We start from the raw sequence: 24890 nt of genomic DNA on the forward strand, positions 1-24890 counted from the left end.
CGAGTGGCAGGCGCGCAAGCAGGGCGTTCAGGGCAGACGCCAATGGCGCAAGGTCCATCTGGCCACGGACACCGCTACGTCCGACATCCGGGCGGTGGAGTTCACCTCCAGCAGCAACGGCGACAGTCCGATCTTGCCAGACCTGCTGGACCAGATCCCCGAGGGCGAAGACATCGGCTCGGTAACTGCCGACGGCGCCTATGACACCCGCCGCTGCCATACCGCCATCATCGACCGTCATGCCACTCCGATCATCCCTATCCGCAAGAACGGCCGACCATGGAAAGAAGACTGCCCGGCGGCAATCGCCCGGAACGAAATACTGCGAGCCACCCGACACTATGGCAGGGCGTTCTGGAAGCGCTGGACTGTATACCATGTCCGAAGCAGGATCGAAGCAAAGGTGCGGTGCCTCAAGGCCTTCGGCGAACGCATCAATGCCAGAGACCCCGACCGCCAGACCGCAGAAATCCAAATATGCATCGCCCTTATGAACCGCTTCTCGGCCCTCGGAACGGCCGAGATCGTCCGCGTGACCTGAACTGAAGGGGAAAGGCGGCATCACGTCTCAGCACTGACTTACGCAACAACGCCTATCTGAGTATTCCACATAAACAACTTGGCAACGCCTTTTAGAGTGATGAGGGTACACGATGCCGTTGGGTGGGGCCCCCCACCGCCAGTTCATGATCAGATTGTTCCGCTGTTCAGCGCATGCTGAACTCCGCCCAGCAGATGTTCCTTTAGGACAGAAGCTGCCGTCTCGTGATCACGCTTTAGCGCAGCGTCCAGCAGAGCGCGGTGTTCAGCCGCTGCGATCTGACCGCGAAACGAAAGGGCTATCATCTGATAGCGAAGGTATTTGTCAAAAACGCCGCCATGCAGATGCATCAGCGCATCGGATCCGCAGGCCGAGATCAGCGCCTGATGAAAGCCCCAGTCCAGGCGTTTCCACAGATCAATCTGCGATCGGTCGCCACGGTCCATCCTCTCTTCCATCGCCGCCAGCTTGTGATGCGCCGCGATAACACGGGCTTCCCAGTCGACATCGCCGTTCTGGAACGAATTGATCAGCGCCCGACCTTCCAGCAACAAGCGCAGCTCGGCAAGTTCGCGCAGATTATCGGCGGAAACCAGCGCCACCTCAAAACCGCGCTGCCCTTCGGCCACCACCAGCCCCTCGGTCGCCAGCCGGTTCAGCACTTCGCGCAGAATGCTGACCGACGCGCCATAATCGCTGCGTAGTCCCTCAAGCTTGAGCTTGCGGCCGGGGGCAAGGCGACCCCCGAGTATATCCCTGCGCACCTCGTTCCATGTTTTGGCAGAGACGGTCTCTCGTTGGAACGCAAAGGGGCTGGCCGGTACACCCTGCGGAAGAAGACCGCCAGCCGCTGTATGCGCGACACAGGCCGCAATATGCCCGTTTAACACAGAAATTGCGCGCTGATCGTCACGCTCCAGCGCGCAATCGCGCAGAAGCAGGTGCTCATACGCAGCATCATTGCCGCGAAAGATTACAGCGATGATCTGATAACGCAGGTAGTGGTCAAAAACGCTGGCATGAGCGGTCAGCAATTCATCGGACCCACAGGCGGCAATCAACTGGTGGTGAAATTCCTTATCGTAATGCTTCCACAACTCGGATTGGTCACGCTTTCCTTCCAGCATCTGAGCCTCGATGCGCCCCAGCTTGTGATAAGCGCCGACGACCCGCCCTTCCCATTCCAGATCACCTTTTTCGAACGACCGGCTTAGCGCATGCCCTTCAAGAAGTTCGCGCAGCGTCGCCAGATCGTGAAATTCCTCTTGCGTCACAGGGGCGACAGTGAACCCTCTCTGCCCTTGGGAAATCACGAAACGTTCGCCGGACAGTCGGTTGAGCACTTCACGCAAGGTGCTGATACTGGAACCATAATTGTCGCGCAACGTCTCGAGCCGCAAACGCTCGTTAGGTTGAAGCTTGCCGAATATGATATCCCGCCGCACCGCCCGATAACAGGCTTCGCTTGCGGTGTCGGTCAAACCGGGAATGGCGGGCGGTTGCTCCATCATATTCTCTTGTTAGACAGATTACCAGTAAACAGCAATGAGCAGTTATCATAGGATAAAAACAAAAACATCATCTGTAAGAGATAAAATATGTTGAAAATGGAAAAGGGTGGTGTACTGTGCGTGTTGCAGAGTGCAGGGGGGATGGAGCCTTCTGTGCCTTTGGGAAATACTCAGGGAGGATAAGATGAAATATCAGATGACGCGTCGCAGTCTGTTTGCGGCCGGGACGGTGGCTCTGGCCATGGCGGCGGCGCCCTTTGGTACGGCGCAGGCGCAAGATGCGCCGACGCTGCGCTTTTCGGCGGTGTTTTCCGATCAGGATATTCGCGCACGCATGATGGAGCGCCTTGCCGAATCCGTTGCTGACGACTTCACGCTGGAAGTGCACCACGGCGGTACGCTTTTCGGGCAGGGGACCGAGCTTGTGGCGCTTCAGCGCGGCAATCTGGAGATGGGCAATATCGCGCCACAGGACATCGCCAATCAGATACCGGCATGGTCGTTTCTGACATCGGCCTATCTGTTCCGTGATGCGGATCACCTGATGGCCTTCTTTGCGTCGGACGCTGGCGGAGAGATGAAAGCAATGGCCGAAGAGCAGTTGGGCATCCATATCCTTGGCCCTACCTTCTTTGGTACCCGCCATGTGGGCCTTCGTCCGGATCGGCGCATCGAAACTCCCGCCGACATGGCCGGTATCCGGTTGCGCATGCCGCCTGGCGAAGCGTGGCAGTTCCTTGGTGAAGCACTGGGTGCGAACCCGACCGCAATGGCCTATGCAGAGGTGTATACCGGCCTTCAGACTGGCGCGATCGACGGGCAGGACAACCCCTTGCCGAACGTGCAGAACATGAAGTTCTATGAAGTTATGAGTCAGATCGTGATGACCTCGCATTTGGTGGCGTTCGATCTGCTGACCATCTCGTCAAGTGCCTGGAATGCGATGTCTCCGGAGCAACAGGAAGCGTTCCAGAGCGCTGCCGACGATGCCATGGCCTGGAGCGCGGCCGAGCACGAGAGCAGCGAGGCTGCGCTTGCTGAGTATTTCCGTGAACAGGGGCTGGAAATCTATACGCCTGATCTGGAAGCCTTCCGCGCTTATGCGCAGGAGCGTTATCTGGCCTCGCCTCTGTCGGCTGACTGGCCCGAGGGCATGCTTGAGCGCGTCAACGGACTCTGACGCCCAGTTGCGGCGGCACCAGCGTGACCGCCGCAAATCAAAAACCAACCGATCAGAAGACATGACGGTGGAGGACTGAACAGTGCAGGGTTTGCGTAAACTGGCCCACTGGCTAAGCCGGGGCGCCGAGGCATTGGCGGCGCTGATGCTGGCGGTGATGTTCGGGGCGTTCCTGGTGACGATCCTGTTTCGCTATGTTCTCAACTGGCCTTCGGGCGGCGCGGCGGAGCTGAGCTCGGTCATGTGGGTCTGGCTGGTGTTATTCGGAGCCGGATTCGTGCTTCGTGAACGCGACGAGATCCGCTTTGATATCGTCTATGGTTCGGTTCCGTCATTGGTGCGCCGGGTGTTCTTTGTGATAGCGGCGGTGGGTGTCGTGGGTCTGTTCATGCTCTCACTGCCTGCAGTCTGGGACTATGTGACCTTCATGAAGGTGCAGCGCACCGCCTATTTACGCATCCGCTATGACTGGTTGTTCTCGGTCTATGTGCTGTTCGCAGTGGCGGTAATCCTGCGCTACCTCTGGCTCGCCGGTTGCGCCGTTGCCGGACATGATCCGATTGCCCCGGAACAGCAAACATCCGCGAAAGGAGACTGAGATGGAGCCTTTCACCGCCGCGCTGCTGGTGATCTGCGGGCTTGCCGTTCTGGGCTTGCCTATTGGACTGTCGATGATCTCGGGCTCGGTGCTGTATCTGTATATGCGCGGTCAGGACATGGGACTGGTGGCAGAGCGGCTGCTGAACAGCATGTTTACCGGCTATGTAATTCTGGCCGTGCCGTTATTCATTCTGGCGGCCGAGTTGATGAACACCGGCTCCATGACAGACCGGCTTTTGCGCTTCTGCAACGCCTTTGTCGGGCGGTTCCGGGGCGGGCTGGCGCAGGTCAACGTGGTTCAGTCGCTGATCTTTTCGGGCATGTCAGGTTCGGCCTTTGCGGACGCGGCGGGCACCGGGCGGATCATCGCCAACATGATGACCCGCGAAGGGCGCTACACCAAGAGCTTTGCCGCTGCCCTGACCGCAAGTGCCGCCGTGATCGGCCCGATCATTCCGCCGTCGATTCCTATGGTGCTTTACGCGCTGGTTTCGAATGCGTCGATCGGCTTTCTGTTTCTTGCGGGCATTTTGCCAGGCATCATGATGGCGCTGGTGATGATGGTTCTGGTGGCGGTACAATCGCGTCGGCTGAACTTTCCGGTTGAGCCGCCGACGCCTGTGCGCGAACTGCCCGGTATCACATTCCGCGCTTTTCCGGCGCTTATGATGCCGGTTGTACTGCTGGGCGGTATCTATTCCGGCGCAATGACACCAACTGAAGCTGCTGCTGTTGCTGCCGCTTACGCGTTGGTGGTGTCTGCGCTGCTCTATCGGTCAATCTCTCTGGGCCAGCTTTATGGTGCGCTGGTTTCAGGGGCGCGTTCTTCCACATCGATCGGTATGCTGATTGCGGGTGCGCTGGTGTTCAACTATGTCGTCACCGCTGAGAATATCCCCCAGACGTTGCGAGTGTATCTTGCGGCATGGGATCTGACGCCACTTCAGTTCCTGATCCTTGTCAATATCGTTCTTCTACTGGTCGGTGCGATGCTGGAAGGCACCGCGATCCTGTTGATCATCGTGCCGGTCTTCATTCCGACGGCGGCGGCGCTCGGAATCGACCCGGTTCACTTTGGTGTAGTGGCGGTGGTCAACATCATGATCGGACTGGTCACGCCGCCCTATGGCCTGCTGATCTTCATCATGCAGTCGATCACCGGTGCCAAACTGCGGCATATCATTCGTGATCTGGTCCCGTTCATCGGCGTTCTTCTGCTGGCGCTGGCCGCAATCACGGCTCTCCCCGATTTTGTGCTCTGGCTGCCACGGCAGTTTGGCTATCAGGGCTGACTTGAAGAAAGGTTATCCGCATGTCCGGCGCCATCCATGTTCTGAACGGCCCCAATCTCAACCGTTTGGGCACCCGCGAGCCCGAGATATATGGGGCCACCACACTGGCCGAGATCGAGGCACTATGCCACGAAGCAGCAGGCCCGCGCGCGCTGCTGTTTCGCCAGTCGAATGCCGAATACCAACTGATCGACTGGATTCATCAGGCAATTGACGACAATGCCGCCGCGATCATCATTAATCCCGCCGGACTGACCTTTACCTCGGTGCCGATCATGGACGCACTCAAGATGTTTCGCGGCACGGTGATCGAATTGCATATCACCAACATCCACCGGCGGGAAGCGGTCTATCATACCTCGCTGGTGTCTAAAGTGGTCACCGCCGTGATTGCTGGGTTGGGGCCTCAGGGCTATCGCACGGCTGTCGAGGCAGCCTGCCGGATGACCGGATAAGCCCATGACACATCTTCGCCTTGGTTTGATCGGGGACAATATCGGCGCATCGCGTGCCCCGCGCTTTCACATGTTGGCAGGCAAGCAGAACGGGATTTCCGTCACCTATGACCGTCTTGTTCCGCAGGTGATGGAGCGCGATTTCGATTCGCTTTTCGATCATGTGATGGCGGCGGGTTATCGCGGGATCAATATAACCTATCCATACAAGGAACGCGCTGCCACACGGGTGCGCATCGACGATCCCGGCGTGCGCGCGCTGGGGGCGGTGAACACGGTTTTGTTTGACGGGGAGGCGCCGCGCGGCTTCAACACCGACCACTCCGGTTTCATATCAGCATGGAGCAAGGTTTGGGGCAATGTTAACCCGGGCACCACACTGGTGATTGGCGCGGGCGGCGTGGGCCGCGCCATCAGCTTTGCAATTGCCACACTCGGTGCGCGCGAAATCCGCCTGGCCGACACTGACCTGCCCCGTGCCAACAGACTGGCGAAGGCGTTGACGGAGGCTTTCCCGGCGCTTGATGTGCGCGTTGGCGCCAACGCCGCAGCACTCGCCGCCGATGCGCAGGGTTTGGTGAATGCGACGCCGGTGGGCATGACCGGGCATCCGGGAACGCCGCTGCCGCCGCCCGCGATGCGTGGTGCCCTGTGGGCGTTCGACGCGGTGTATACGCCAATCAACACGCAGTTTCTGACCGATGCCACCAGCGCCGGTTTGAATACCCTCTCCGGGTTCGAACTGTTTATCGGGCAGGCGGTTGATGCGTGGAACCTCTTCTCTGAGCGGCCGATAGACGAAGCGCGCTTACGCGCGGATCTTGCCGCCGAGGAAATCACATGAAGACCTTCATCGCCACAGTCTCGGTCTCGGGTAGACTGAAGAAAAACTCGCTATTACTGAAGCGGGTTTCGACGGGATGGAAATCTTTGAACAGGATTTCATAGCCCCCGCGCAACTGGGCAACATGGGGCGCGATCACGGGCCGCAGTTAACGCGTTTCCAATCCCTCCGCGATTTCCCGCCATTGCCAAGTTGTATGGTCTGGGGTGTCAATGACGGTGACGCCTTCGGCAAGGTCGCGGAACAGGTACTTTGGCAGTGTCGCAACCGCAGGCAGGGGAAGATGGTTTTCGTCTGTCAGCTTTTTGCCGCGTACAGCCCGCTGCGTTTTCGGAACTGGAGCAACTCGTCGAAGGCATATGCCAGAAGATGCTGATACAACAGCTGCGGACCCTTGAAGACGACGGTATCGTCATGTGGACCATCTTCCCCGAAGTGCCTCCCAGAGTAAAATACTGCCTCAGCGACATGAGAATCGTGCTTAGCCTTTCGATGGAAGCGCTGATTGACTGCGCCTTCCTGCGGCGTGAGAAAGCTGCTCGCGGATAGCTTCACCGGACAACCCGCAGTCGGCCGCCGAGCAACCGGACGGAATCTGGTCTCAAATCTGGACCGCCGCTGATTGTTCGTTCAACAAAAGCTGATGCAGAGTAACCACCCCAATTGTTACCGCGTTGATTTAGCTTTGAGACGTTCCACGAGATCGGCGTCACTGACGAAGTCATCGAGGAACTCATGCCAGGTTCTGGTGGTGTTACGAGCGTCGCGGATCATGTCCGTCAGTTCCTCGATTCAGTCATCGGTCAGCGCAGTGACTGTTTCTTCGGGTCCTATAGAGACGCTGACGATGTTTCCATAAGTCAGGTTGTCGTCGTTGTAGATGATCGCTTCAAGAAGTTCTGCATCCTCACCCAACAACTTGGCGACGTAATCGATGGTGCATACATGGGTCACCGCAGCCATCAGGCGGCCTGTGATTGTGCAGCGGCCAGCGGTGCCCAGTTCCAGGGCAGCAATTCATCCAGTCTGTTGCTCTTGTGATCGTGGATGCGGTCGAGGATGTCAGCGGATAGGCCAGCGGATCGATACCGTTCAGTTTTGCCGTTTCGATGACCGTCATCGCACGTGCGAGGGTTTCCGCGCCGGTATCTGCTCCTGCAAGTAACCAATTTTTCCTGCCGAGCCCAATCGGGCGCAGGGCACGTTCAACGGGATTGTTGTCGATGGCCACACGCCCGTCGGGCAGAAACAGGCTAAAGGCCTCCTGCCGCGCGCATTGGCCAGGTGGCCAAGAACGTGCTCTTCTTTCCAGTCTGGCGCAAAGCGATAGACAGCACCCGGTGGCGATGCCCCGGCCCAAGGCCGCTGGTCACGCACATAGGCCCAGATCCGGCCTTGCTTGACACCCTTGCCAAGACCTTTGTCGCGCAAGCTGCGATCCAGCACCCGGTTGGGTGTGTCGTCCGCATGGAGCAGGTCGCTGGTCATGATGTTCGCCTCGATCCGTGCGATCAGTGGCGACAAGGTCTTCATGGCGCGGCCACACCAGCCCACGAGGGTGCTTTCGGAAATGTCCGCCCCCATGCGGGCGAAGATCTCGTGTTGGCGATACAAAGGCAAATGATCGTCGAACTTCGAGACAAGCACATGCGCGAGCAGGTTCGGCCCCGCCATACTGCCCGGGATCGGGCGACTGGGCGCAGGTTCCTGCACCATCCGCTCACAACGGCGGCAGGATTTCTTGATCCGGGCGATCTGGATCACTTTCATTTGCGCGGCGATCATGTCCAGCAACTCGCTGACATCCTCACCCATCACGCGCAGATCGCCACCGCAGTCGGGACAGCAGGCACCGGGGTCCAGTTCACGACGCTCGCGCGGCGTGGCATCCGATACACGCGGCCTGCAACGCAGCGATCATCGCCTTCAACAGCGCAGGATCTTCGGGCAGAATTGCGGCATCACTCGACGTGCCGCTGACTATCACAAACAATCAGGAAACACCATAAAAACAAGGTATTTCAGATGGATAAATTATCCCACCCTTGCCGGTGGCGCGCCCCAATCCGGCCATCGCCAGTCGATCCCCTCCCACATCATGGCCAGTTGCGCCGAGGTCAGGCGCGCGGCCCCGGAGGCTGTGTTCGGCCAGGGAAAGCGGCCGCGCTGGAGCAGCTTGTAATAGAGGCAGAACCCTTGGCCATCCCAATAGAGAAGCTTCAACCGGTCGCCCTTGCGACCCCGAAATGCAAACACCGCGCCGCCCGTCGGCTTTTGGCGCAACGCGTCCTGCACCAACGCCGCCAGACCTGCGATCCCCTTTCGCATATCTGTCGCGCCACAAACCAGATAGACCCGAACACCGGTGCCCGGCCCGATCATGCGCCATCCACCGCGTGGATCAATCGCGTCAGCGCAGCCTCAGAAATATCGCTCTCGAACCGCAGCATGCGCCCCTTCGCCAGACGAAGCTCGATCCAGACAGCAGGCACGGGATTGGTCATTGCGGGCAGATCTGGAAAGGATGGCACGTCAACTGGCAGAAACAGCGCACCAGCATCTGGTGACCAGAGGCCTTTACGCTTCAGCTCGTGACGCCACGCATAAATCTGTTGCCGGGTCACGTCGTGGCGCTGCGCAACCTGCGTTATAGTCGCGCCGCCCACACCAACAGCGCTCACGATCGCAAGCTTCTCGTCATCATCCCAGCGCCGACGTCGTTCGATCCCCAGAATTTCGCCCCGCATGACCCCTCCGCGCATAAGACACGTCATTAACGACATGGTGTGATTGCGGCGGTCGCTCTCCAATGGCGAACGAGGTCCGGTATGTTGGCCTCATGGATATAAGCCGTGAGGAGAACGACCTATGGAATACTATGCCGGTTTGGATGTGTCGCTGAAAGAGATTTCGGTCTGTGTTGTAGACGGGGATGGAAAGATCATCGCGCGAGGAACGTGCCCCGCCGATCCGGATGGTGTGGCGGGTTGGTTTCGCAACCGCGATCTGAAACCTCGGCGGATCGTGCATGAGTGTGGCCAGCTTTCAATTTGGCTGCAACGGGGAATGGTTCGGCTGGGATTGCCCGCAACCTGCATCGATGCCCGGAAGGCGCACAAGGCTCTGTCGGCTCGGCTCAACAAGTCCGATGCCGCTGATGCTGAAGGGTTGGCGCAGCTCGCACGCACCGGCTGGTTCACGCCTGTCCACATCCGCAGCGAGGAAGCTGATAGGCTGCGAAGTCTGGTCGGTGCGCGAGAGCGGATGATCCGGTTGCGCAAAGACCTCGAAGGGCACATCCGGGGCGTGCTGAAAACCTTCGGTATTCGAATGACCGGCATCGGCCAAGGTCGGCAGCGCCAGAATTTTCGCGACCAACTGGCCGCAGCGGGGGAAACCGATCCGGTGCTGCGCGCCATCGCCGATGGGTTTATCACGGCCCACTCCAAGCTGTGCCAAGCGGCGGACGATCTCGATAGGGCTGTGAAGAAAAAGGCAAAGGCCCACCCAGTTGCGTGTCGCCTGATGACAATCCCCGGCGTGGGCCCGGTCAATGCGCTCAGCTTCGTCGCCCTCGTCGATGACCCTGAACGGTTCAACCGAACATCCGACGTAGGCGCATTCCTCGGGTTAACGCCCAAGCGCCACCAAAGCGGCGAGGTGGATTGGTCTGGACGCGTATCGAAGTGCGGCGATGGTACGATGCGCGGGTTGCTGTTCGAGGCCGCTTCCTGCCTGATCCTCCAGGTCAAACGGTTCTCTCCGCTCAAGAGTTGGGCTGTCCGCCTGGCCGGGCGGCGTGGGTTCCGAAAGGCCGCCGTTGCTACCGCCCGCAAGATCGCTGTGCTGATGCTGACGCTTTGGAAAAAAGACACAAACTATCAATGGACAAAGGAGGCCACTGCCTGATCTGAATTTCCGCCGCTGAGAGGGCGGGAAGCGAAGTCCTGAAGGGACGGAGGCAGATTGATCTCGCTAGCGACGTTGGGGCGGAGCAAACATCCACACCCCGCTAACGACATTGGAGACGATCCGCCCCCGAACGCCATCGTGAGGCGTAGAACCTACGACCTCGGAGAGAACCATGACCCCGGACGGATACAGCCATCTCCCGCTTGACAATGCCGCAAACAGAGAACGTCGCTATGCACGTGTCTTAGGCCATCACCCCGCCACAAGGCAGGCGGTGACAATCGGACGGTTACCCACAGCCAGTGCTTTACGCCGTTGATCGGTATGACGACTTCGTCCAGATGCCATTTGCCGTTCGGGCGCGCCCGATCCCGACGGATGCAAGCGACGAAATGCACACCAAAGCGATTAACCCAGAGGCGGACGGCTTCGCAGCTGACAATGACGCCCTGCGGTTCTGTCGCAAATTTTCATCTGGGTTGCGTGTAGGCAAACGCTGGACAGGATTACGCTGCGAGCTGGCCTCAGGCCCTCCATTTAGGTAGTGGTCATACCAGCGATAAAAGGTCCGACGCGCGATGCCCAGTTTATCGAGCGTGCGTGTTGCTGGCAGATGGGATTGCTCGACCAACCTGATGATCTCGAGCTTTTCGGATGCTGGATACCTCATGCGTCGTCGTCCCCATCCGCGATCATGCTTTTTTTGGGACAGTTGCATTCAGCCTGGGTGTTGGCGATTATGGCAGTGAAAGGATTGCTGATATGCCGAGCAACCGACCGTTCAAGCGCCCCCGGTTTCCTGCGGTGACCATCTTATGTGCCGTTCGGATGTATCTGCGGTATCCACTGTCCTACCAAGATGTGACGGACCTGCTTGCGGAGCGAGGGCTTGATGTTGACCGCTCAACGGTCTTTTGATGGGTTCAGAAGTTTGGACCGGAACTGTCCAAACGTGCCGAGCGTCATCTCAGCCGCGCAAGCCTGAACTGGCACGTGGATGAAACCTATATTCGTGTTGGCGGTAAGTGGCGTTACCTGTGGCAGGCAATTGATGGCAACGGCCAATTGATCGATTTCAGGCTCACAGCCAGACGCGATGCGAAGGCAGCAAAAGCTTTCCTGAACAGTGCTCTCGAACGTGTGCGGCTGCACCGCCCCGTTTCAATCTGCACAGATAAGGCACCAACATATCGAAAGGTGATCCGTGAGATAAACCATCGCTACGATCCGCATTTTGACTACATCACCCATATCGACCGCAAGTATCTGAACAACCGTGTCGAGAGCTATCATGCCGCGCTGAAGCGGCTACTCGGAGTTCGGCAAAGCTTCCGATCTCTGAGTTGTGTCAAGGCGACACTGCCAGGGGTGGAGACGATCAGGACAATCAAGAATGGACACATACAAACGAAGCGGCCGGGTGTCCGTTGCGAAATCAGCTTCGTCCAAGGTGGCTGACGGGGCAACATAGCAAAGCAGAGATACAGAAGGCTCAAAGCCGCCTTGCTGTGGCGCGGCATGGCATCGATGACTCGTCATGGTGAACAGCCGCATAGTCGGCCCGGAGCGGAACGCCTTCGAACACGAGTTTGGCGTCCTGCGCAAATTCGAAGCGGGTGTAGCAACCCGAACTGCCCAAGATAGTGCAACCCCGGGCACTCTGGTCCAGAAGTTGCGACAGACCTGTGCGGATCAGGCCCCTGCCAATGCCTTGCCCTAGCAGGTCTGGCCGGATGGCCACAGGGCCACGTTCGAACCCACCGACGTTCTCCCCGGCGACAGTGACCGGAGAGAAGCCGATATAGCCCATCACCAGGCCCGACCAAGGACAGCGTCAGTGCCCCAGTATCGCGTAGGGTATCTATGATGGCACCCTCTGTCCCGGAACTGTGTTCTTCCGTGGCAAAGGCCGCTTCGGTGATGAGCCGGATCGTGACCTTATCAGCCGGGATTTCTTAGCGTATTTTCATTTTGTTCCTCACGATGTGCGATTGTCGAGTTGCGATTTGACCAATCTGCGACCGAGTTGAGAGATACGGTAGGGGCTGGCATTTCTCGATTCGATCAGCCGCTTGCGGCGAAGAGCCGAGACCATCCGTGGCGTGCAATTGACCAGAACCGAACCGTCATGCGTGAAGCAATCGGTCTCGATCAATTTGCCATTCGGGCCGCGCGTGTAGCGGATCAGCCCGCCCTGAGCCAGCACGTGAAGCACGCGCTGTTCGAGCTTGGAGATGTTCATGTAGTAGCCTGTTCGTTAAGCACAGAAATTCAGGCGCAAAGCGTTCGTTCGCTCCGCCCAATCTGGATCACCCCGGCTTTCCGGCGGCGATCAGTGCTTCTTAACAAGCTCCAACATCGACAATTCCATCTCTTCGCTGTGGAATGAGCCAACAACGTAAAAGTTTCGCCCATTCCAGTCAATCCGAAGCGGTGAAACAACCGCAGGCCGCGGGTTACGCTGCGATAGCGACAAATGGTTTAAGAGGGCTTTTTTCAGTCATTCGCTGTACTCAGTACGAATTGCCGCTTCAGCGACACCGATGTGCATCTACTTCGCGACACTCTTGTCATAGGCTTGGCGCGCCGCGTCGATCTTGGTCAGGTTTTCCAGCGCCCAGTAGCCCAAGGCGCTCACCGGTTCGCGAAAGGACTGCCCCATTTCGGTCAGGGTATATTCAACCTTGGGAGGGATCGTCGGGTGATAGGTGCGGTGGACAAGGCCGTCTCTTTCCAACTCCTTCAATGTCAGGCTTAACATGCGCTGCGAGATGCCAAGGTTTTTCTTGAGTTCATTGAATCGCAGCGTCCCGTCCCGGGCCAGCGAGATGACGACAAGCACGCTCCACCGATCACCGACACGCGACAGGACATCGTTGATACGTTTGCAATCGGGGCATCCGGCAGTGTCCAGCATAGTGGTTCCCTATTTGTTACCGAGGTTCAGAAATGTGCCTTCTTGTCGTGGCTGTTGGTTCTAATTAGATAGCAGGTTACAAATATATACCGCCGATTGAGGCCATTTACAATGGAAACACGACTATGACACCCAAGGCACTGAACGATCACCTGAACTGGCGCTACGCCACCAAGAAAATGGACCCTGCAAAAGCCGTCCCGCAGGACAAAATCGATGCCATCATCGAGGCGATCCGCATGGCCCCCACATCCAGCGGCACACAGCCGTTTGAACTGATCGTCGTGACGAACGCGGAAATCCGTGGCCAGATCGCCGAAGCAGCCTTCGGGCAGGCGCAGATCACCGATGGATCTCATCTGCTGGTTTTCGCAGCTTGGGACAACTACACCGCTGACCGCATTGACGAGGTCGTCAAGCTGAACGTTGAGGCCCGCGGTGACCTGCCGCAGCTGCATGACTATTACGAAACCCTCAAAGCGACTTACGTGCCGCGCGACGCTGAAGAAAACTATGCCCATGCCGCGCGCCAGGCCTATATCGCCTTGGGCGTCGCCTTGGTTGCCGCCGCCGAACAGGAAGTCGACAGCACGCCAATGGAAGGGTTTGATCCTGCGGCCGTGGATGCGATCCTTGGTTTGAAAGAACGCGGCTTGCGTTCCGTCTTGCTGATGCCTTTGGGCTACCGCGACGCGGCAGGTGACTGGCTGTTGCCAATGGATAAGGTACGTAAACCCCGTGATACCATTGTGACACAGGTCGGGTAAGATTAGGCGGTATAGCCACCTCATGCGACGACACTGCAAGGCGCCTTACAGCCAGTATCGTGCCTTGCAGCGCTCAAAAATCCGAACTCAAAGTGGTCGCTGCCACACTAGGGTCCTTGGCATGTGCAAGCTGCACCTTAATCGGCCAGAATCAAAGCGAGAACGGCTAGGCACTCTTGATGCAGATCATCGCCGTGATGATGTTTGCCTCTCACCGCGGCCAAGGGTCATTTCAGGACATATGGCAAACGCCTGACTGTGTGTATGCCTCGCGGTCACTAAGCATTAGGGCACGGCAACTCGCAGGCCCGAGCGGCGACACGTCAACAGTAAGGCCTACTTCCGTAATCTGGAAGCCCTTTGCGGGGCCTGATGATTGATGCCGCTTCGACAACACCTGCTAATATGATGCTGGCCATTCGACGCAAGTCTATTGCGCTATCGACATGCCCATGCCCTTTGATCACACTTTCCTTGGGGTCGACGCCCTTTGGATCGCGACTGTTCTCCAGACGAAGCTCAACCTCCGAGACAACAGGGTTACCGCAGCAATCCTGACCCGATTCTATCACTGATGTGGGTTCTGGCAGCCCTTCGTTGCACATGGCGTGGGTATCCCTCCCCGATAGCACTGCCTGCCTGCTTTCAATTCAATGCGCTGCCTTGCGCCAGATGCCGATTGCAGCGGCCATGACCAGCACAGTGGCCAGGGCAATGACACCAACGAAAGCCTCGTCAAACGCCCCCCGTGCCAGCGCCGTCAACCGCGCGGCCCCTGCCTCGCTCAGCGTTTCCGAGGCCAGCAACGCTTCGTCGAGGCTGTCAGCCACGGTGGCGTTCAGCCCTGCTGGAACAGTCATCGCGCGCGTATAGAGCGCGGACATCGCGCTGCCCAGAATTGCGATGCCGAGGGCGCCGCCCATCTCGAACGAGACCTCCTGAATCGATGCCGCCATGCCGGCCTGTTCTTCGGGCGCCGACAGCATGATGACGCTGGAGGCGGCGGTCATCGTGGCACCGACACCAAAGCCCATCACCGCCAAGACGAACAGCCACAGCGCACTCGGCCCCTGGTGGGTGAAGAGATAGACCACCAGTGCCAGCCCGGTCAGCGCCAGCGCCCATGTCAGCACCCGCGTCGCCCCGAGGCGCGGCAGCGCAAGGCCCGTCAGCGGCCCGGCAAGAAAGGACGCGGCCGGGATCGGCAGGATCATCAGCCCGGCCTGCAGCGGGGACAGTCCAAGCACCAGTTGCAGGCGCTGGCTGAAGACCAGTTCCACGCCGATCAGGGCAGCGGAGGCCACGAGGGCCGCAACCACACCAGAGGTAAATCGGGCGTTGCGAAATAGTGCGAAATCGATCAGCGGGCTTGAACTTGCGCGTTGTCGACGCACGAAGGCCGTCAGGGCGATCATGCCGATAACAAGGACGATACCCGCGATCAGCCATGATGGCTCGCGCTTGCTGGCTTCCTTGATGACATAGACCAGCCCGACCAGCCCCACCATCACCTGGACGGAGCCGAGCAGATCAAAGGGATGGGCCTGCACGGGCCGCTTGTTGACCAGCATCAGCGCGCCGGTCAACAGCGCCAGCAGAACAATCGGCACGTTGATAAGAAAGACCGAGCCCCACCAGAACCATTCCAGCAGCAAGCCCCCCACCACCGGCCCCAGTGCCGCACCGCCAGAAGCGACAGCGGCCCAGATGCCGATGGCAAAGGCGCGCTCCTTCTCGTCCGTAAAGGTCAGGCGGATCAGGGACAGGGTCGCAGGCATCATCATCGCGGCCCCGATGGCCAGCACCACCCGCGCGGCAATAAGCGCTGCGGGTGTCGGCGAAAAGGCCGCCGCCAGTGACGCAAGTCCGAACACGACAAGGCCGGACAGGAACATATGCTTGTGGCCGATCCGGTCCCCCAGACCACCCAAACCCGGCAAAAGCCCTGCCACCACCAAAGGATAGATGTTCACGATCCACAGCTTCTCAGTCGCCGTGGCGGCCAGAGCATGGGTCAGCCGCGGCAGGGCGGTGTAAAGCACCGTCATGTCGATCACGATCAGGAACAGGGCGCTGGACACGATGGTCAGAACAATCCAACGGTTGCGGGGAAACATCTGTGATATCCTTTTCGGGGTATTGAGCAGCAGGTTGTATTTCTGGAACGGCTTATATAAATACAGTCGTATCGTAATGAAAGGGGAAAAATGGCAGGACGACCACGCAGTATCGACCGCGACAAGGTGCTGGACGCCGCCGAAGCGCTTGTGGTGACCACAGGAGCTGCGGCACTGAGCTTTGATGCGGTGGCAAAAGCCGCCGGGATCACCAAGGGCGGCGTGCAATACGCGTTCGGGACGCGTGACAATCTGATCCGGGCGATGATTGCGCGGTGGGAAGAAGCCTTCGATGCCGAGGTGGCCGGGCGGGCCGGGCCGGACCCGTCGCCGCGCGCGATGATCCGGGCACATCTGGCCGCGACACGCGACGCGGATGAGGCCGATCACTCACGCTTCGCGGTCATGATGACGGCACTTCTGCAACATCCGGATCAACTGTCGGACACGCGCGACTGGTATAATGCGCGCCTCGCCGGTCTCGACCTGGCGAACCCGGCTGACCGTCAGGTGGCGTTGGCCTTTATGGCCGGTGAAGGCGCCTTCCTGCTCAAGGCGCTCGGATTGATGGACCTTACTGATACGCAGTGGAAGGCACTGTTCGCGGACATGCTTTCCGCCACAGCATCAGGCACGTCAGACGTGGCATCTGCTGAGGACTGAACCGGCAGGCTCCCAGCGCCGGTTGCTGTCTTAAGAGGTAAACCTTGTGACCGATCACGCGCAGGCGATCCAGCCCTTGAAGGTGAAGGCGGCATAGAACAGCTGAACGTCCGAGAAGCCCGCCGCACGCACCAGCGCCACATCCTCCTCGGGCGGAAGGACCGGCAGGCGCTCCTTCATCGTGGTCATGCCGGCCATTGCCTGCACCTCGGACATGCCGCCCGAGATCAGCCAGGCCGCATTGCGCATCAGCCAGAGATCCTGTTGCCCGCCCTCCAGCGGAAAACTGTGATGGGCCATGACAAAAGGCGCGCCCGGGCGCAGGCGGCGGTGCAATGCACGCAATGTGCGCAGGCGTTCCTCGCGCGGCAGGAAGTGCAGGGTCAGCAGGCAGGTCGCGCCGTCGAAGGGGCCGTCGGGGGCGGTGTCGATATAGCCCTGATGAAACGTGACGCGGCCACCGTCCGGCCCCAGAATGTCCCGCGCCTGGGTGATCATATCAGGCGACGGATCGACGCCATCGAAACGCCAGCCCGGTTGCGCCGCAGCGAAGGCGCGCAGCTCCATCCCGCCGCCTGCACCAAGGACCAGAACCTGCACACTGTCGGGCACGCGCTCGGCCAGCAGCAGTGCCGTCATGCGATGCAGATCATGAAGCCCGGGCACATGGCGGGCGACCCGTTCGGCATAATCCGCGGCTGCGCCCGGTTCAGTAGTCGGTGCCGGTTTCATGCCCATTCACCCCTCCGGCCAGACGAGCGAGCGGTGCAACTGCGCCCCGGCCCATGCACCATCCCCGACCGCCAGAGAGACGGAATGCGGGGCCCGCGCGACATCGCCACAGGCGAAGATGCCGGGAATGCTGGTTTCCTTTGCCTCGCTTGTCATGATCTGACTACCTATCGGCGTTCCAATCAGCGCACATCCGGCGGCCTCGGCCAGCGGGCTTGCCGGGATGGTCCGGGTCGCGGTGAAAAGGCCGTCGAAGCTCAGGACACGACCGTCGTGCAACTCGACATCCGCCTCGCCGGTGATCCGGGCGACCGGCGTTTCCTCGATGGTTACCCCGCGCGCGTGCAGGTCGTCGCGCTGATCCGGGTCGAGGGTCAGGGCCGTATTGGTCAGGAAGGTAACCTCGCCCCATTCCGGCAGCAACTGCGCCTGATGCATCGACATCGGCCCGGTGGCGATGACGCCGATCCGGCCCTGATCAAGTTCATAGCCATGGCAATAGGGGCAGTGGAACACCGACTGGCCCCACCGTTCATTGATGCCCGCAATGTCGGGAAGCTGGTCGGCGACCCCGGTGGCAAGCAGGATGCGGCGGCCGGAAAACGCCTCGCCGCTGTCCAGAACGACGCGGAAATCATCCCGCTGGCCTGTGAGGCCGCTGGCGGACCCCTCAACCCAGCGAATTGTCGGATAGGCCTCCAACTGGCTGCGCGCTTCGGCCCAGATCCGGGCAGGGTCGACCCCATCCTGACCCAGAAAGCCGTGCGAATGGCGGGCAAACCGGTTGCGGCGTTGCCCCGCGTCGATCACCAGCACCTTGCGGCGCGCACGCGCCAGTTGCAGGGCGGCGGCCATTCCGGCGTAGCTGCCCCCGATCACGATCACATCGAGCATATGCTACTCCCTGTCGGCCCGCCTTTGCGCATGGCGGTGGGTGAAATCCTCAGCCAGATCGGCCAGCGTCACATCGGCGAAACGCTCCATCAGCAGCGCCTCGGCCTCGGCAAAAGCGCCTTCCAGCGCCGCATTGACCGATTGCTCGACCAGACATTCCGGCGTCTCGTTGCGGTTGCCGATGGCAAAGATCGCGGGTTCCCCCAGGGCCTCGTGCAACCGGCGCAGGCTGACAGCCGACAGATCGGCCGAAATGCGCCAGCCCCCGGCGTGACCACGTTCGGACGTCACCAACCCCGCATCGCGCAGAAGTCCCATGGTGCGGCGCACCACCACGGGATTGGTACCAAGGCACTTACCAAGCGCCTCGGAAGTCATGGGGCCATCCTGCTCTGCCATATGCAGCAGAGCATGCAGGACGGAGGAAAGGCGGCTGTCTCGCTTCATGTAACTACATATGTTACGATTTGGGCGAAACGTCAAGAGATCTCAGATATTCTCCCAACATGGCCCGGCGGGACACCTCGAAACGCGACCAGAATCCCCTTCACTAACGGAGCGAGCTATGGACAAAGTGAGTAGCGTGGCAAAGAATTCCGCCGATCTATCATCGAGCAAAGCGCCAAGATCCTCTGGCGACGCAGGCGACTTCGATCTCGTTGAGGACTGAATAGAACGCACTTTCGGTTGAAATGCTGGTTTACCACGGGCGGCACGCTCCAAGTCCGTTTGCCCGACACATGGCCCGAAACTATGCCAGCCATCATGACGCGGCGCTTCGGGGGGCCGCTGATATGGGTTCGGGCTGGCTGCGGCAGGTATCGCGGATGCAGCAAACTTGCGCTATCGGTGGGCGGGGGCCTGCATCAGAACAACATCCTTGACGGGTACTTCGCAGCGCCAGCCCCAATCCGCCGCAAGATAGCGAAAGGTTGCCTCGCGGTAAAAGACGACATGTGTGGGGTCTTTCCGGTAATGCCATTTTGAAAAACGGGCATCATCCGTCTGAAAACATGTCATGACAGCCAGCCAGCCGCCGGGCCTGACCAATCGGCGCAGGCGCGCAAATTCCTGCATCGGGTGGTGAAAATGCTCTGCCACCTCGGTGCAGGTGACAAAATCATAGGTGTTTTTAAGCACATCCGGATCAGACGCGAAAACCGGATCGAACAGCGACATGTCGTACCCCGCCTCCTGCAGCATTGCGGCGAGGGCCGGACCAGGGCCGCAGCCGTAATCCAGCCCGACAGCAACGGGCGGGAGTCGCGCTATCAGGGGTTCTGACAACTTGGACAGAAAACGACGGTAGCGGGGGTCATCCACGTCATTTTCATGATGGCGGTAATGCGCAACTTCGTCATTGCGGCACAGGAATTGCGACGGGTGCAGGAACCGCGCCTGACAGTTGGGACAGCGGAAATAAGCACGCCCGTCAACCGTCAGAAAATGCGCGGCCCTTGTGGCGCATAACGGGCAGTGACAGTCACTTCCAGAAAGCGGGCGCGTCTGTGTCATCGCGGCGCGGCAAACAGGTGCCGCCATGACGGTGCGCGCGTTATGGTCGGATTTGTCTGTCTTTGTTTTTCCATGGCAGCGCATCAGCTTTCCCGTTGGCATGACCCGTCTGAACCGGGTTGTCAGAACAATGTCCGGCGTCCTGCCTGTGTTGTAAAGGGTGGCCGGCTGCGTCTGCGAGGCAAACCCGGCAATCAATCCCGGCCCGGTTCCTGCCGGATCATGTAGCGGTTGCAGATATGTGCCGCTGCGGCCCCCATGGCGCGGGCGACCCCGCCAAATGAACCCTGCGAAACTTCTGGATGCGGAATACCACCCAGATCAAGCAAGCTCAGGCGCGATTCCAGAATCCGCGCAAGCCGCCCGCGCACATCCGATGGAAAGGCCCCATCAATGATGACCTCTTCGAAATCGATCACCGCGCTGGCCGATACAACAGCATGGGCCAGACTACGCGCGCTGCGTAATATCCAGTCCGAGAGCGCAGGTTCCAGCGCATTCCAGTCCTGATCCGGGGCGAAAGGCGTGGCGTCGTGGCTGCCCTGCCTTTGCAGCATCTGATACAGCACCGAAAGCGAGGCGTGATCGACAAGCCGCGTCCCGCCGGGTTCTTCGGGAATGCGCAAGGGCCCGAACGCCCCGGCATTGCCGCGACACCCGCGAAACACCCCGCCATCCAGCACAACACCACCACCAATGAAGGTTCCAATGAAGAAATACAGGCTGTCCGGTTTGATCCTGCGCCCGCCGAATACCCATTCGGCGTAACACGCCGCTGTCGCATCATTCTCGACCAGAATCGGACCGGGAAGAATATCTTCCAGCGTTGCGGCGATATCGTGGTCGCGCCAGACGTCCATTTCACTCTGCGATACCCCGAAATCACCCGACCAATGCCACAGCTGTGACGGGATGGCGATGCCACTTCCGGCAATCGCTTCGGCTGAAATGCCAGTATCCCGCAGCATATTCTCCAGCTCCGCGCGGACAAAGGCAACAATGCGTTCCGGCGTGGGGTAATCATGGGCCTGCTGGCAGCGCGCCCGGATCCCGCCACAGAAATCAACAACGACCATATCAAAACCGCGCCGCCCGATCTTCAGCCCGATATGAAAGCGCGCATCGGGATTCAGACGCAAGGGTGTCGAAGGCTGGCCGATGCGCCCGCGCATCCGTTCGCCGCGCAACAGGAAGCCGTCCTCTTCCAGCGCGTTGAAGATAACTGAGATGGCATTGGGCGACAGGCCGGTTTCACGTGTGGCCTCTGCCTTGGTCATGGCCCCGTGACGACGGATCAGGTGCAGGACCAGCCGTTCATTATTGTCGCGCACGGTTGTCTGATTCGATCCCTTCATCCCCTTCCCGCCTCCGGTTACTGCGCTGCCCGGGGGACTGACCAAATCGCAGAAGCCGCCCTTCATGATCGCAAACTACTGCCTCTCTATACGAAATTCAGCCCGGCGAAGTAAAGTGTGGTGATATCGCGTCAAAAGTTTTTAATTCATCTTAAAGTTTTTATTTGACAGAAATTTTCTGCACTGCTAGTTGCGGTGCAAGGAAATGCGTCAATAAGTGGCTATGAAATTCGGATTTAATTCCTTTTGCGGTTTTTAATTGCCGCATATACGGCAAACGATGGGCGCAGGCCAAAGAAGGGGGAGATCATGTCGCAAGGGCGCATCGCGGAGCGGCTATGCATGCATATCCTGTCTACGGATGGCGGTGCAGGACGCGTGCTGATTGCGCTGGCTGGCCCACCGGGGGCGGGCAAATCAACCCTTGCGGCGGAACTTGCCGCAGCACTTGCCGCGCGCTGCGGTGCAGGACAGGTGGCGTTGGTGCCGATGGACGGGTTTCATCTGGATAATCAGGAATTACAGGCAAAGGGCCTGCTAGGGGTCAAGGGCGCGCCCGAAAGCTTTGACGCGGCAGGATTTTCAGCGCTGGTCCGGGCCGCACGGACAGGCGGCAGGGATATTCACTACCCGCTGTTTGACAGGGCGCAGGACAAGACCATTCCTGACGCCGCAACTTTGGGCGCTGATGTGCGCTTTGTGGTGTTCGAAGGGAATTATCTGCTCCTGCGCCAGGATGACTGGGCCGGGCTTGCAGGGTTGTTCGACGTGACCGTGATGCTGACTGTCCCGCTGCCGGTGCTGCGCGCGCGGCTTGTCGCACGCTGGCTGACACATGGTCTGGGCGCCGCCGCCGCAGAGGCCCGCGCTGATGGCAATGATATGATCAATGCGCGCACCGTACTGGAACAAAGCGCCCCGGCTGATTTGCAACTCAGATTGCAGGAAGACGGACAGATGACTCTGGCGATACAGAAGGATGGGGTCAGCCGCGCCGGGTGACCCCATGCAACGCCACGCAATGAATATGGAATCCGGTCAGCGATACGCTGCACCGCAAAACGATCCGGGAGGAAGTGGATGGCAGGTGTAAGCATCCAGAATGTCGAGAAAGCCTTTGGCGGCGTGCGCGTCATTCATGGAATTGATATCGAGATTGCGGACGGGGCCTTTGTCGTGCTTGTCGGTCCGTCGGGCTGTGGCAAATCCACGCTTCTGCGCATCATTGCCGGGCTGGAAGATGTGACATCCGGCGCGATCATGATCGGCGACACAGAAGTCAATGACATGGCCCCCAAAGACCGGGACATCGCGATGGTGTTCCAGAATTACGGGCTGTACCCGCATATGACCGTGGCCCAGAATATGGGTTTCGCGCTGAAACTGGCCGGTGTGAACAAGGCCGAGATTGCAAAGCGTGTCGGAAATGCTGCGGATATCCTGAATCTGGACGCCCTTCTGGACCGTTTTCCCCGCCAGCTTTCCGGCGGACAGCGCCAGCGTGTGGCCATGGGTCGCGCGATCGTGCGCAATCCGCAGGTATTCCTGTTTGACGAACCCTTGTCCAACCTGGATGCGAAACTGCGCGTGCAGATGCGCGCCGAAATCAAGCAATTACATCAGCGCCTGAAGGTCACCACGGTTTATGTCACCCATGACCAGATCGAAGCCATGACCATGGCTGATGTGATTGTCGTCATGCATGATGGGGTTGTCAAACAGGCAGGCTCGCCGCTGGATCTGTATGACACCCCGGCCAACCTGTTTGTCGCGGGTTTCATCGGATCGCCCGCAATGAATTTCATGGATGCCACTGTGACATCCGGCGCGCTTGTTTTTGCCGATGGCCAGCATTTGCCTGCGCCCGAAGGTGCCGCCCTGACCGACGGGCAGGTCGTCCGCGTGGGCATCCGGCCGGAAGATCTGGTCGTCGCGGACGCGGGTTTGTCAACGCGCGTGCGGATTGTCGAGCCGACAGGCGCGGAAATCCATGTCGGTGCGCAACTGGGCGACACGCCTGTGACAGTGGTTCTGCGTGAACGCCACGATCTGCACCCGGACCAGACCCTGACAGTCGCACCGCTTGCGGGCCGTCTGCACCTGTTCGACCCAAAGACAGAAGCGCGGCTGAACTGAACCGCGCCGATAGTATTTTCAGACATCATGGAGGAGGAAAGACTGATGACCGACCTGACCAGAAAGACCACTATTGCCGGGGGGCTTGCCCTTGGCCTGACCATGGCGGGCAGCGCCATGGCGCAGGACGTCACCATCCGCTGGGCACTTCATCCCGGTGCCGAAGCCGATGCGGTGGTCAACTATTTCGCCCCGAAATATGAGGAAGAAACCGGCATCAAGGTGATCGGGGAAATCCTGCCGCCCAACCAGCTGCGCGACCAGATGTCGATTGAAGCTATCGGCGGAACCGGGCGCTGGGATCTGGGCTATCACAGCCCGGGCTGGTTCGGCAGCTTTGCCGATCATGTCGTGGACCTGACACCGTTCATTGAAGAACACGGGTTCGATGTGGATGCCTATCCGCAACTGGTAATCGACAGCCACATGAAATCCGATGCGCGCCCGGGTGAAATCATTGCCCTGCCCACCACGCCCGCAGCACCCATGCTGATTGTGCGCCGCGACTGGTTCGAACACCCCGAAGAACAGGCCGCGTTTCAGGCTGAATTCGGGCGCGATCTGACTGTGCCTGCAACCTGGGCTGAGTTGCGCGATGTCGCGGGCTTCTTTACCCGCGACGCGGGCGAGTCGCTGGCCGGGGAAACGCTGGACCGCGCGGTCTATGGCTGGGCCGATGCGCTTGGCGCTGGCGCAGGCATCACCCGCAGCTTTATCGTGGTGCTGTATTCGACTGGTGTTTCGGGCTGGGACGCGGATTTCACCCCCGATATCGACAACCCGATCGTGGTGGAAGCGGCTGAATATTTCGTCGATCTGGCGGAAAATACCGCCCCGCGCGAAGCACAGAACTGGGGTTTCCTTGAAGGGCTGGATATGTTCCGCGACGGACGTCTGGCCACGGCAACCATGTGGCCGCAAGGTGTTGGCACGGTCGAGGATGAAGCAGGCAGCGCTGCAGGAAACACAGGCTATGCGCCCCTGCCGGTGTGGGAAGACAATATTGCCGGCCTGACGCAGGGCACCCCCTTTCTGGGTGGTGGTGGCGTGTTCATCTTTGACACACCGAATTCTGAGGAAGCCTTCAAGTTCCTGAAATGGATGTTGCAGGACAATGAAATCGAGTGGGGCAAACAATCCGAGCAATTCTCGACCGCCGGGCATTTCGCCAGCGAAGAATTGCGCAGCCTGCGTCCCTATTACCCCGATTTCCTGCCCGCCTATGAACAGGTTCTGGAATCGGTGTTCATCCGTCAGGGCATTCCCGAATATGGCGCTGTGATGTGGAACGGCACGACCGAATTCATCACTGATGTCTTCTCGGGCGATCTGACGGCCCAGCAGGCCCAGACACGCTGGGTGAATGAGATGACCAGCGCCTTCCGTCGCGCAGGCTATATCCAGTAAAAAACCGGACGGCGCGGGCAGTCGCTGCCCGCGCCCCTTTTTTGGAAGGGAA

At 59.5% G+C, this 24890-nt stretch carries 27 protein-coding genes and 4 pseudogenes; 15 read left to right on the forward strand and 16 right to left on the reverse strand.

Going from position 1 to position 24890, the window contains the following annotated elements:
• Positions 1-541 (forward strand): IS5 family transposase (locus PUT78_RS14215; RefSeq protein WP_274352940.1); only part of this gene is annotated, 541 nt, incomplete at its 5' end.
• Positions 542-690: 149 nt separating this feature from the next.
• Here the strand turns inward: PUT78_RS14215 and PUT78_RS23705 are convergent.
• Positions 691-2052: a GntR family transcriptional regulator gene (locus PUT78_RS23705; RefSeq protein ID WP_337994686.1), complete on the reverse strand. Its 1362-nt coding sequence runs from the start codon at positions 2050-2052 to the stop codon at positions 691-693.
• A gap of 196 nt (positions 2053-2248) precedes the next feature.
• Here PUT78_RS23705 and dctP point away from each other — a divergent pair, with 196 nt between their 5' ends.
• From dctP to PUT78_RS14260, 7 genes are all read left to right on the forward strand, one after another.
• Positions 2249-3232, forward strand: coding sequence for a TRAP transporter substrate-binding protein DctP (gene dctP / locus PUT78_RS14230; RefSeq protein WP_274352941.1), 984 nt, complete (start codon positions 2249-2251; stop codon positions 3230-3232).
• A gap of 82 nt (positions 3233-3314) precedes the next feature.
• A complete protein-coding gene (locus PUT78_RS14235; RefSeq protein ID WP_274352942.1) occupies positions 3315-3830 on the forward strand; it encodes a TRAP transporter small permease in 516 nt (171 codons plus the stop codon).
• Position 3831: 1 nt separating this feature from the next.
• Complete coding sequence (locus PUT78_RS14240; RefSeq protein ID WP_274352943.1) at positions 3832-5124, forward strand: TRAP transporter large permease; 1293 nt, start codon at positions 3832-3834, stop codon at positions 5122-5124.
• A 20-nt stretch (positions 5125-5144) separates the two neighbouring features.
• Positions 5145-5579, forward strand: a complete 435-nt coding sequence (locus tag PUT78_RS14245; protein WP_274352944.1) for a type II 3-dehydroquinate dehydratase — start codon at positions 5145-5147, stop codon at positions 5577-5579.
• 4 nt (positions 5580-5583) lie between these two features.
• The gene (locus tag PUT78_RS14250) at positions 5584-6423 is read left to right on the forward strand and encodes a shikimate dehydrogenase family protein (RefSeq protein WP_274352945.1); all 840 of its coding nucleotides are present in this window, start codon (positions 5584-5586) and stop codon (positions 6421-6423) included.
• A 76-nt stretch (positions 6424-6499) separates the two neighbouring features.
• On the forward strand, positions 6500-6799 hold the full coding sequence (locus tag PUT78_RS23710) for a hypothetical protein (protein WP_337994688.1): 300 nt from the start codon (positions 6500-6502) through the stop codon (positions 6797-6799).
• Positions 6793-6972: a winged helix-turn-helix transcriptional regulator gene (locus tag PUT78_RS14260; protein ID WP_274352946.1), complete on the forward strand. Its 180-nt coding sequence runs from the start codon at positions 6793-6795 to the stop codon at positions 6970-6972. Before PUT78_RS23710 ends, PUT78_RS14260 begins: the two co-directional genes overlap by 7 nt.
• A 243-nt stretch (positions 6973-7215) precedes the next feature.
• Here the strand turns inward: PUT78_RS14260 and PUT78_RS14265 are convergent, their stop codons facing one another.
• The 4 genes and pseudogenes from PUT78_RS14265 to tnpA all read right to left on the reverse strand — a co-directional run bounded on the left by PUT78_RS14265 (position 7216) and on the right by tnpA (position 9170).
• Positions 7216-7386, reverse strand: a complete 171-nt coding sequence (locus PUT78_RS14265; RefSeq protein ID WP_274352947.1) for a hypothetical protein — start codon at positions 7384-7386, stop codon at positions 7216-7218.
• Positions 7386-8334, reverse strand: a pseudogene (gene tnpC, locus PUT78_RS14270) (IS66 family transposase); the annotation flags it as partial. The pseudogene tnpC and the gene PUT78_RS14265, both read right to left, overlap by 1 nt.
• Before the next feature lie 123 nt (positions 8335-8457).
• Complete coding sequence (tnpB, locus tag PUT78_RS14275; RefSeq protein ID WP_274352948.1) at positions 8458-8805, reverse strand: IS66 family insertion sequence element accessory protein TnpB; 348 nt, start codon at positions 8803-8805, stop codon at positions 8458-8460.
• Positions 8802-9170: an IS66-like element accessory protein TnpA gene (gene tnpA, locus PUT78_RS14280; protein ID WP_274352949.1), complete on the reverse strand. Its 369-nt coding sequence runs from the start codon at positions 9168-9170 to the stop codon at positions 8802-8804. Before tnpA ends, tnpB begins: the two co-directional genes overlap by 4 nt.
• A 121-nt stretch (positions 9171-9291) precedes the next feature.
• On the opposite strand from tnpA, the gene PUT78_RS14285 reads away from it, so the two are divergent.
• Entirely contained in the window at positions 9292-10332 is a 1041-nt protein-coding gene (locus tag PUT78_RS14285) for an IS110 family RNA-guided transposase (protein ID WP_274352950.1), read from the forward strand.
• A 287-nt stretch (positions 10333-10619) separates the two neighbouring features.
• On the opposite strand, the pseudogene PUT78_RS14290 reads toward PUT78_RS14285, so the two are convergent.
• A pseudogene (locus tag PUT78_RS14290) lies at positions 10620-10787 on the reverse strand (IS6 family transposase); the annotation flags it as partial.
• A gap of 56 nt (positions 10788-10843) precedes the next feature.
• Positions 10844-11050: pseudogene (locus PUT78_RS14295) on the reverse strand (helix-turn-helix domain-containing protein); the annotation flags it as partial.
• 47 nt (positions 11051-11097) lie between these two features.
• Between PUT78_RS14295 and PUT78_RS14300 the strand changes: the two are divergent.
• Positions 11098-11793 (forward strand): annotated as a pseudogene (locus PUT78_RS14300) (IS6 family transposase).
• Positions 11794-11827: 34 nt separating this feature from the next.
• On the opposite strand, the gene PUT78_RS14305 reads toward PUT78_RS14300, so the two are convergent.
• The 3 genes from PUT78_RS14305 to PUT78_RS14315 all read right to left on the reverse strand — a co-directional run bounded on the left by PUT78_RS14305 (position 11828) and on the right by PUT78_RS14315 (position 13252).
• Positions 11828-12145 (reverse strand): GNAT family N-acetyltransferase, encoded by a 318-nt coding sequence (locus tag PUT78_RS14305; protein ID WP_274352951.1) that lies wholly within the window; start codon positions 12143-12145, stop codon positions 11828-11830.
• A 168-nt stretch (positions 12146-12313) separates the two neighbouring features.
• Positions 12314-12577: a YjhX family toxin gene (locus tag PUT78_RS14310; RefSeq protein WP_274352952.1), complete on the reverse strand. Its 264-nt coding sequence runs from the start codon at positions 12575-12577 to the stop codon at positions 12314-12316.
• Positions 12578-12886: 309 nt separating this feature from the next.
• The gene (locus PUT78_RS14315; RefSeq protein ID WP_274352953.1) at positions 12887-13252 is read right to left on the reverse strand and encodes a winged helix-turn-helix transcriptional regulator; all 366 of its coding nucleotides are present in this window, start codon (positions 13250-13252) and stop codon (positions 12887-12889) included.
• A 125-nt stretch (positions 13253-13377) separates the two neighbouring features.
• Here PUT78_RS14315 and PUT78_RS14320 point away from each other — a divergent pair, with 125 nt between their 5' ends.
• On the forward strand, positions 13378-14019 hold the full coding sequence (locus PUT78_RS14320; RefSeq protein ID WP_274352954.1) for a nitroreductase family protein: 642 nt from the start codon (positions 13378-13380) through the stop codon (positions 14017-14019).
• A 650-nt stretch (positions 14020-14669) separates the two neighbouring features.
• Here PUT78_RS14320 and PUT78_RS14325 read toward each other — a convergent pair.
• Complete coding sequence (locus PUT78_RS14325; protein WP_274352955.1) at positions 14670-16136, reverse strand: MFS transporter; 1467 nt, start codon at positions 16134-16136, stop codon at positions 14670-14672.
• A gap of 90 nt (positions 16137-16226) precedes the next feature.
• Between PUT78_RS14325 and PUT78_RS14330 the strand changes: the two genes are divergently transcribed.
• A complete protein-coding gene (locus tag PUT78_RS14330; protein ID WP_274352956.1) occupies positions 16227-16799 on the forward strand; it encodes a TetR/AcrR family transcriptional regulator in 573 nt (190 codons plus the stop codon).
• A gap of 54 nt (positions 16800-16853) precedes the next feature.
• Here PUT78_RS14330 and PUT78_RS14335 read toward each other — a convergent pair whose 3' ends face one another.
• The 5 genes from PUT78_RS14335 to PUT78_RS14355 all read right to left on the reverse strand — a co-directional run bounded on the left by PUT78_RS14335 (position 16854) and on the right by PUT78_RS14355 (position 21295).
• A complete protein-coding gene (locus PUT78_RS14335; protein ID WP_274352957.1) occupies positions 16854-17537 on the reverse strand; it encodes a class I SAM-dependent methyltransferase in 684 nt (227 codons plus the stop codon).
• Positions 17538-18425: an NAD(P)/FAD-dependent oxidoreductase gene (locus PUT78_RS14340; RefSeq protein WP_274352958.1), complete on the reverse strand. Its 888-nt coding sequence runs from the start codon at positions 18423-18425 to the stop codon at positions 17538-17540. It abuts the gene before it with no gap.
• A gap of 3 nt (positions 18426-18428) precedes the next feature.
• Complete coding sequence (locus PUT78_RS14345) at positions 18429-18872, reverse strand: RrF2 family transcriptional regulator (RefSeq protein ID WP_274352959.1); 444 nt, start codon at positions 18870-18872, stop codon at positions 18429-18431.
• A 396-nt stretch (positions 18873-19268) separates the two neighbouring features.
• Complete coding sequence (locus PUT78_RS14350) at positions 19269-20042, reverse strand: class I SAM-dependent methyltransferase (RefSeq protein WP_274352960.1); 774 nt, start codon at positions 20040-20042, stop codon at positions 19269-19271.
• Between the two features lie 92 nt (positions 20043-20134).
• Complete coding sequence (locus PUT78_RS14355) at positions 20135-21295, reverse strand: ROK family transcriptional regulator (RefSeq protein ID WP_274352961.1); 1161 nt, start codon at positions 21293-21295, stop codon at positions 20135-20137.
• Between the two features lie 309 nt (positions 21296-21604).
• Between PUT78_RS14355 and PUT78_RS14360 the strand changes: the two genes are divergently transcribed.
• The 3 genes from PUT78_RS14360 (at position 21605) to PUT78_RS14370 (ending at position 24838) form a co-directional block, all read left to right on the forward strand.
• Positions 21605-22297 (forward strand): nucleoside/nucleotide kinase family protein, encoded by a 693-nt coding sequence (locus PUT78_RS14360; protein WP_274352962.1) that lies wholly within the window; start codon positions 21605-21607, stop codon positions 22295-22297.
• Between the two features lie 78 nt (positions 22298-22375).
• Entirely contained in the window at positions 22376-23431 is a 1056-nt protein-coding gene (locus tag PUT78_RS14365; RefSeq protein WP_274352963.1) for an ABC transporter ATP-binding protein, read from the forward strand.
• Positions 23432-23476: 45 nt separating this feature from the next.
• Entirely contained in the window at positions 23477-24838 is a 1362-nt protein-coding gene (locus tag PUT78_RS14370; RefSeq protein ID WP_274352964.1) for an ABC transporter substrate-binding protein, read from the forward strand.
• Positions 24839-24890: the final 52 nt, after the last annotated feature.

The organism is Roseinatronobacter alkalisoli, assembly GCF_028745735.1.
Taxonomy (GTDB): Bacteria; Pseudomonadota; Alphaproteobacteria; order Rhodobacterales; family Rhodobacteraceae; genus Roseinatronobacter; species Roseinatronobacter alkalisoli.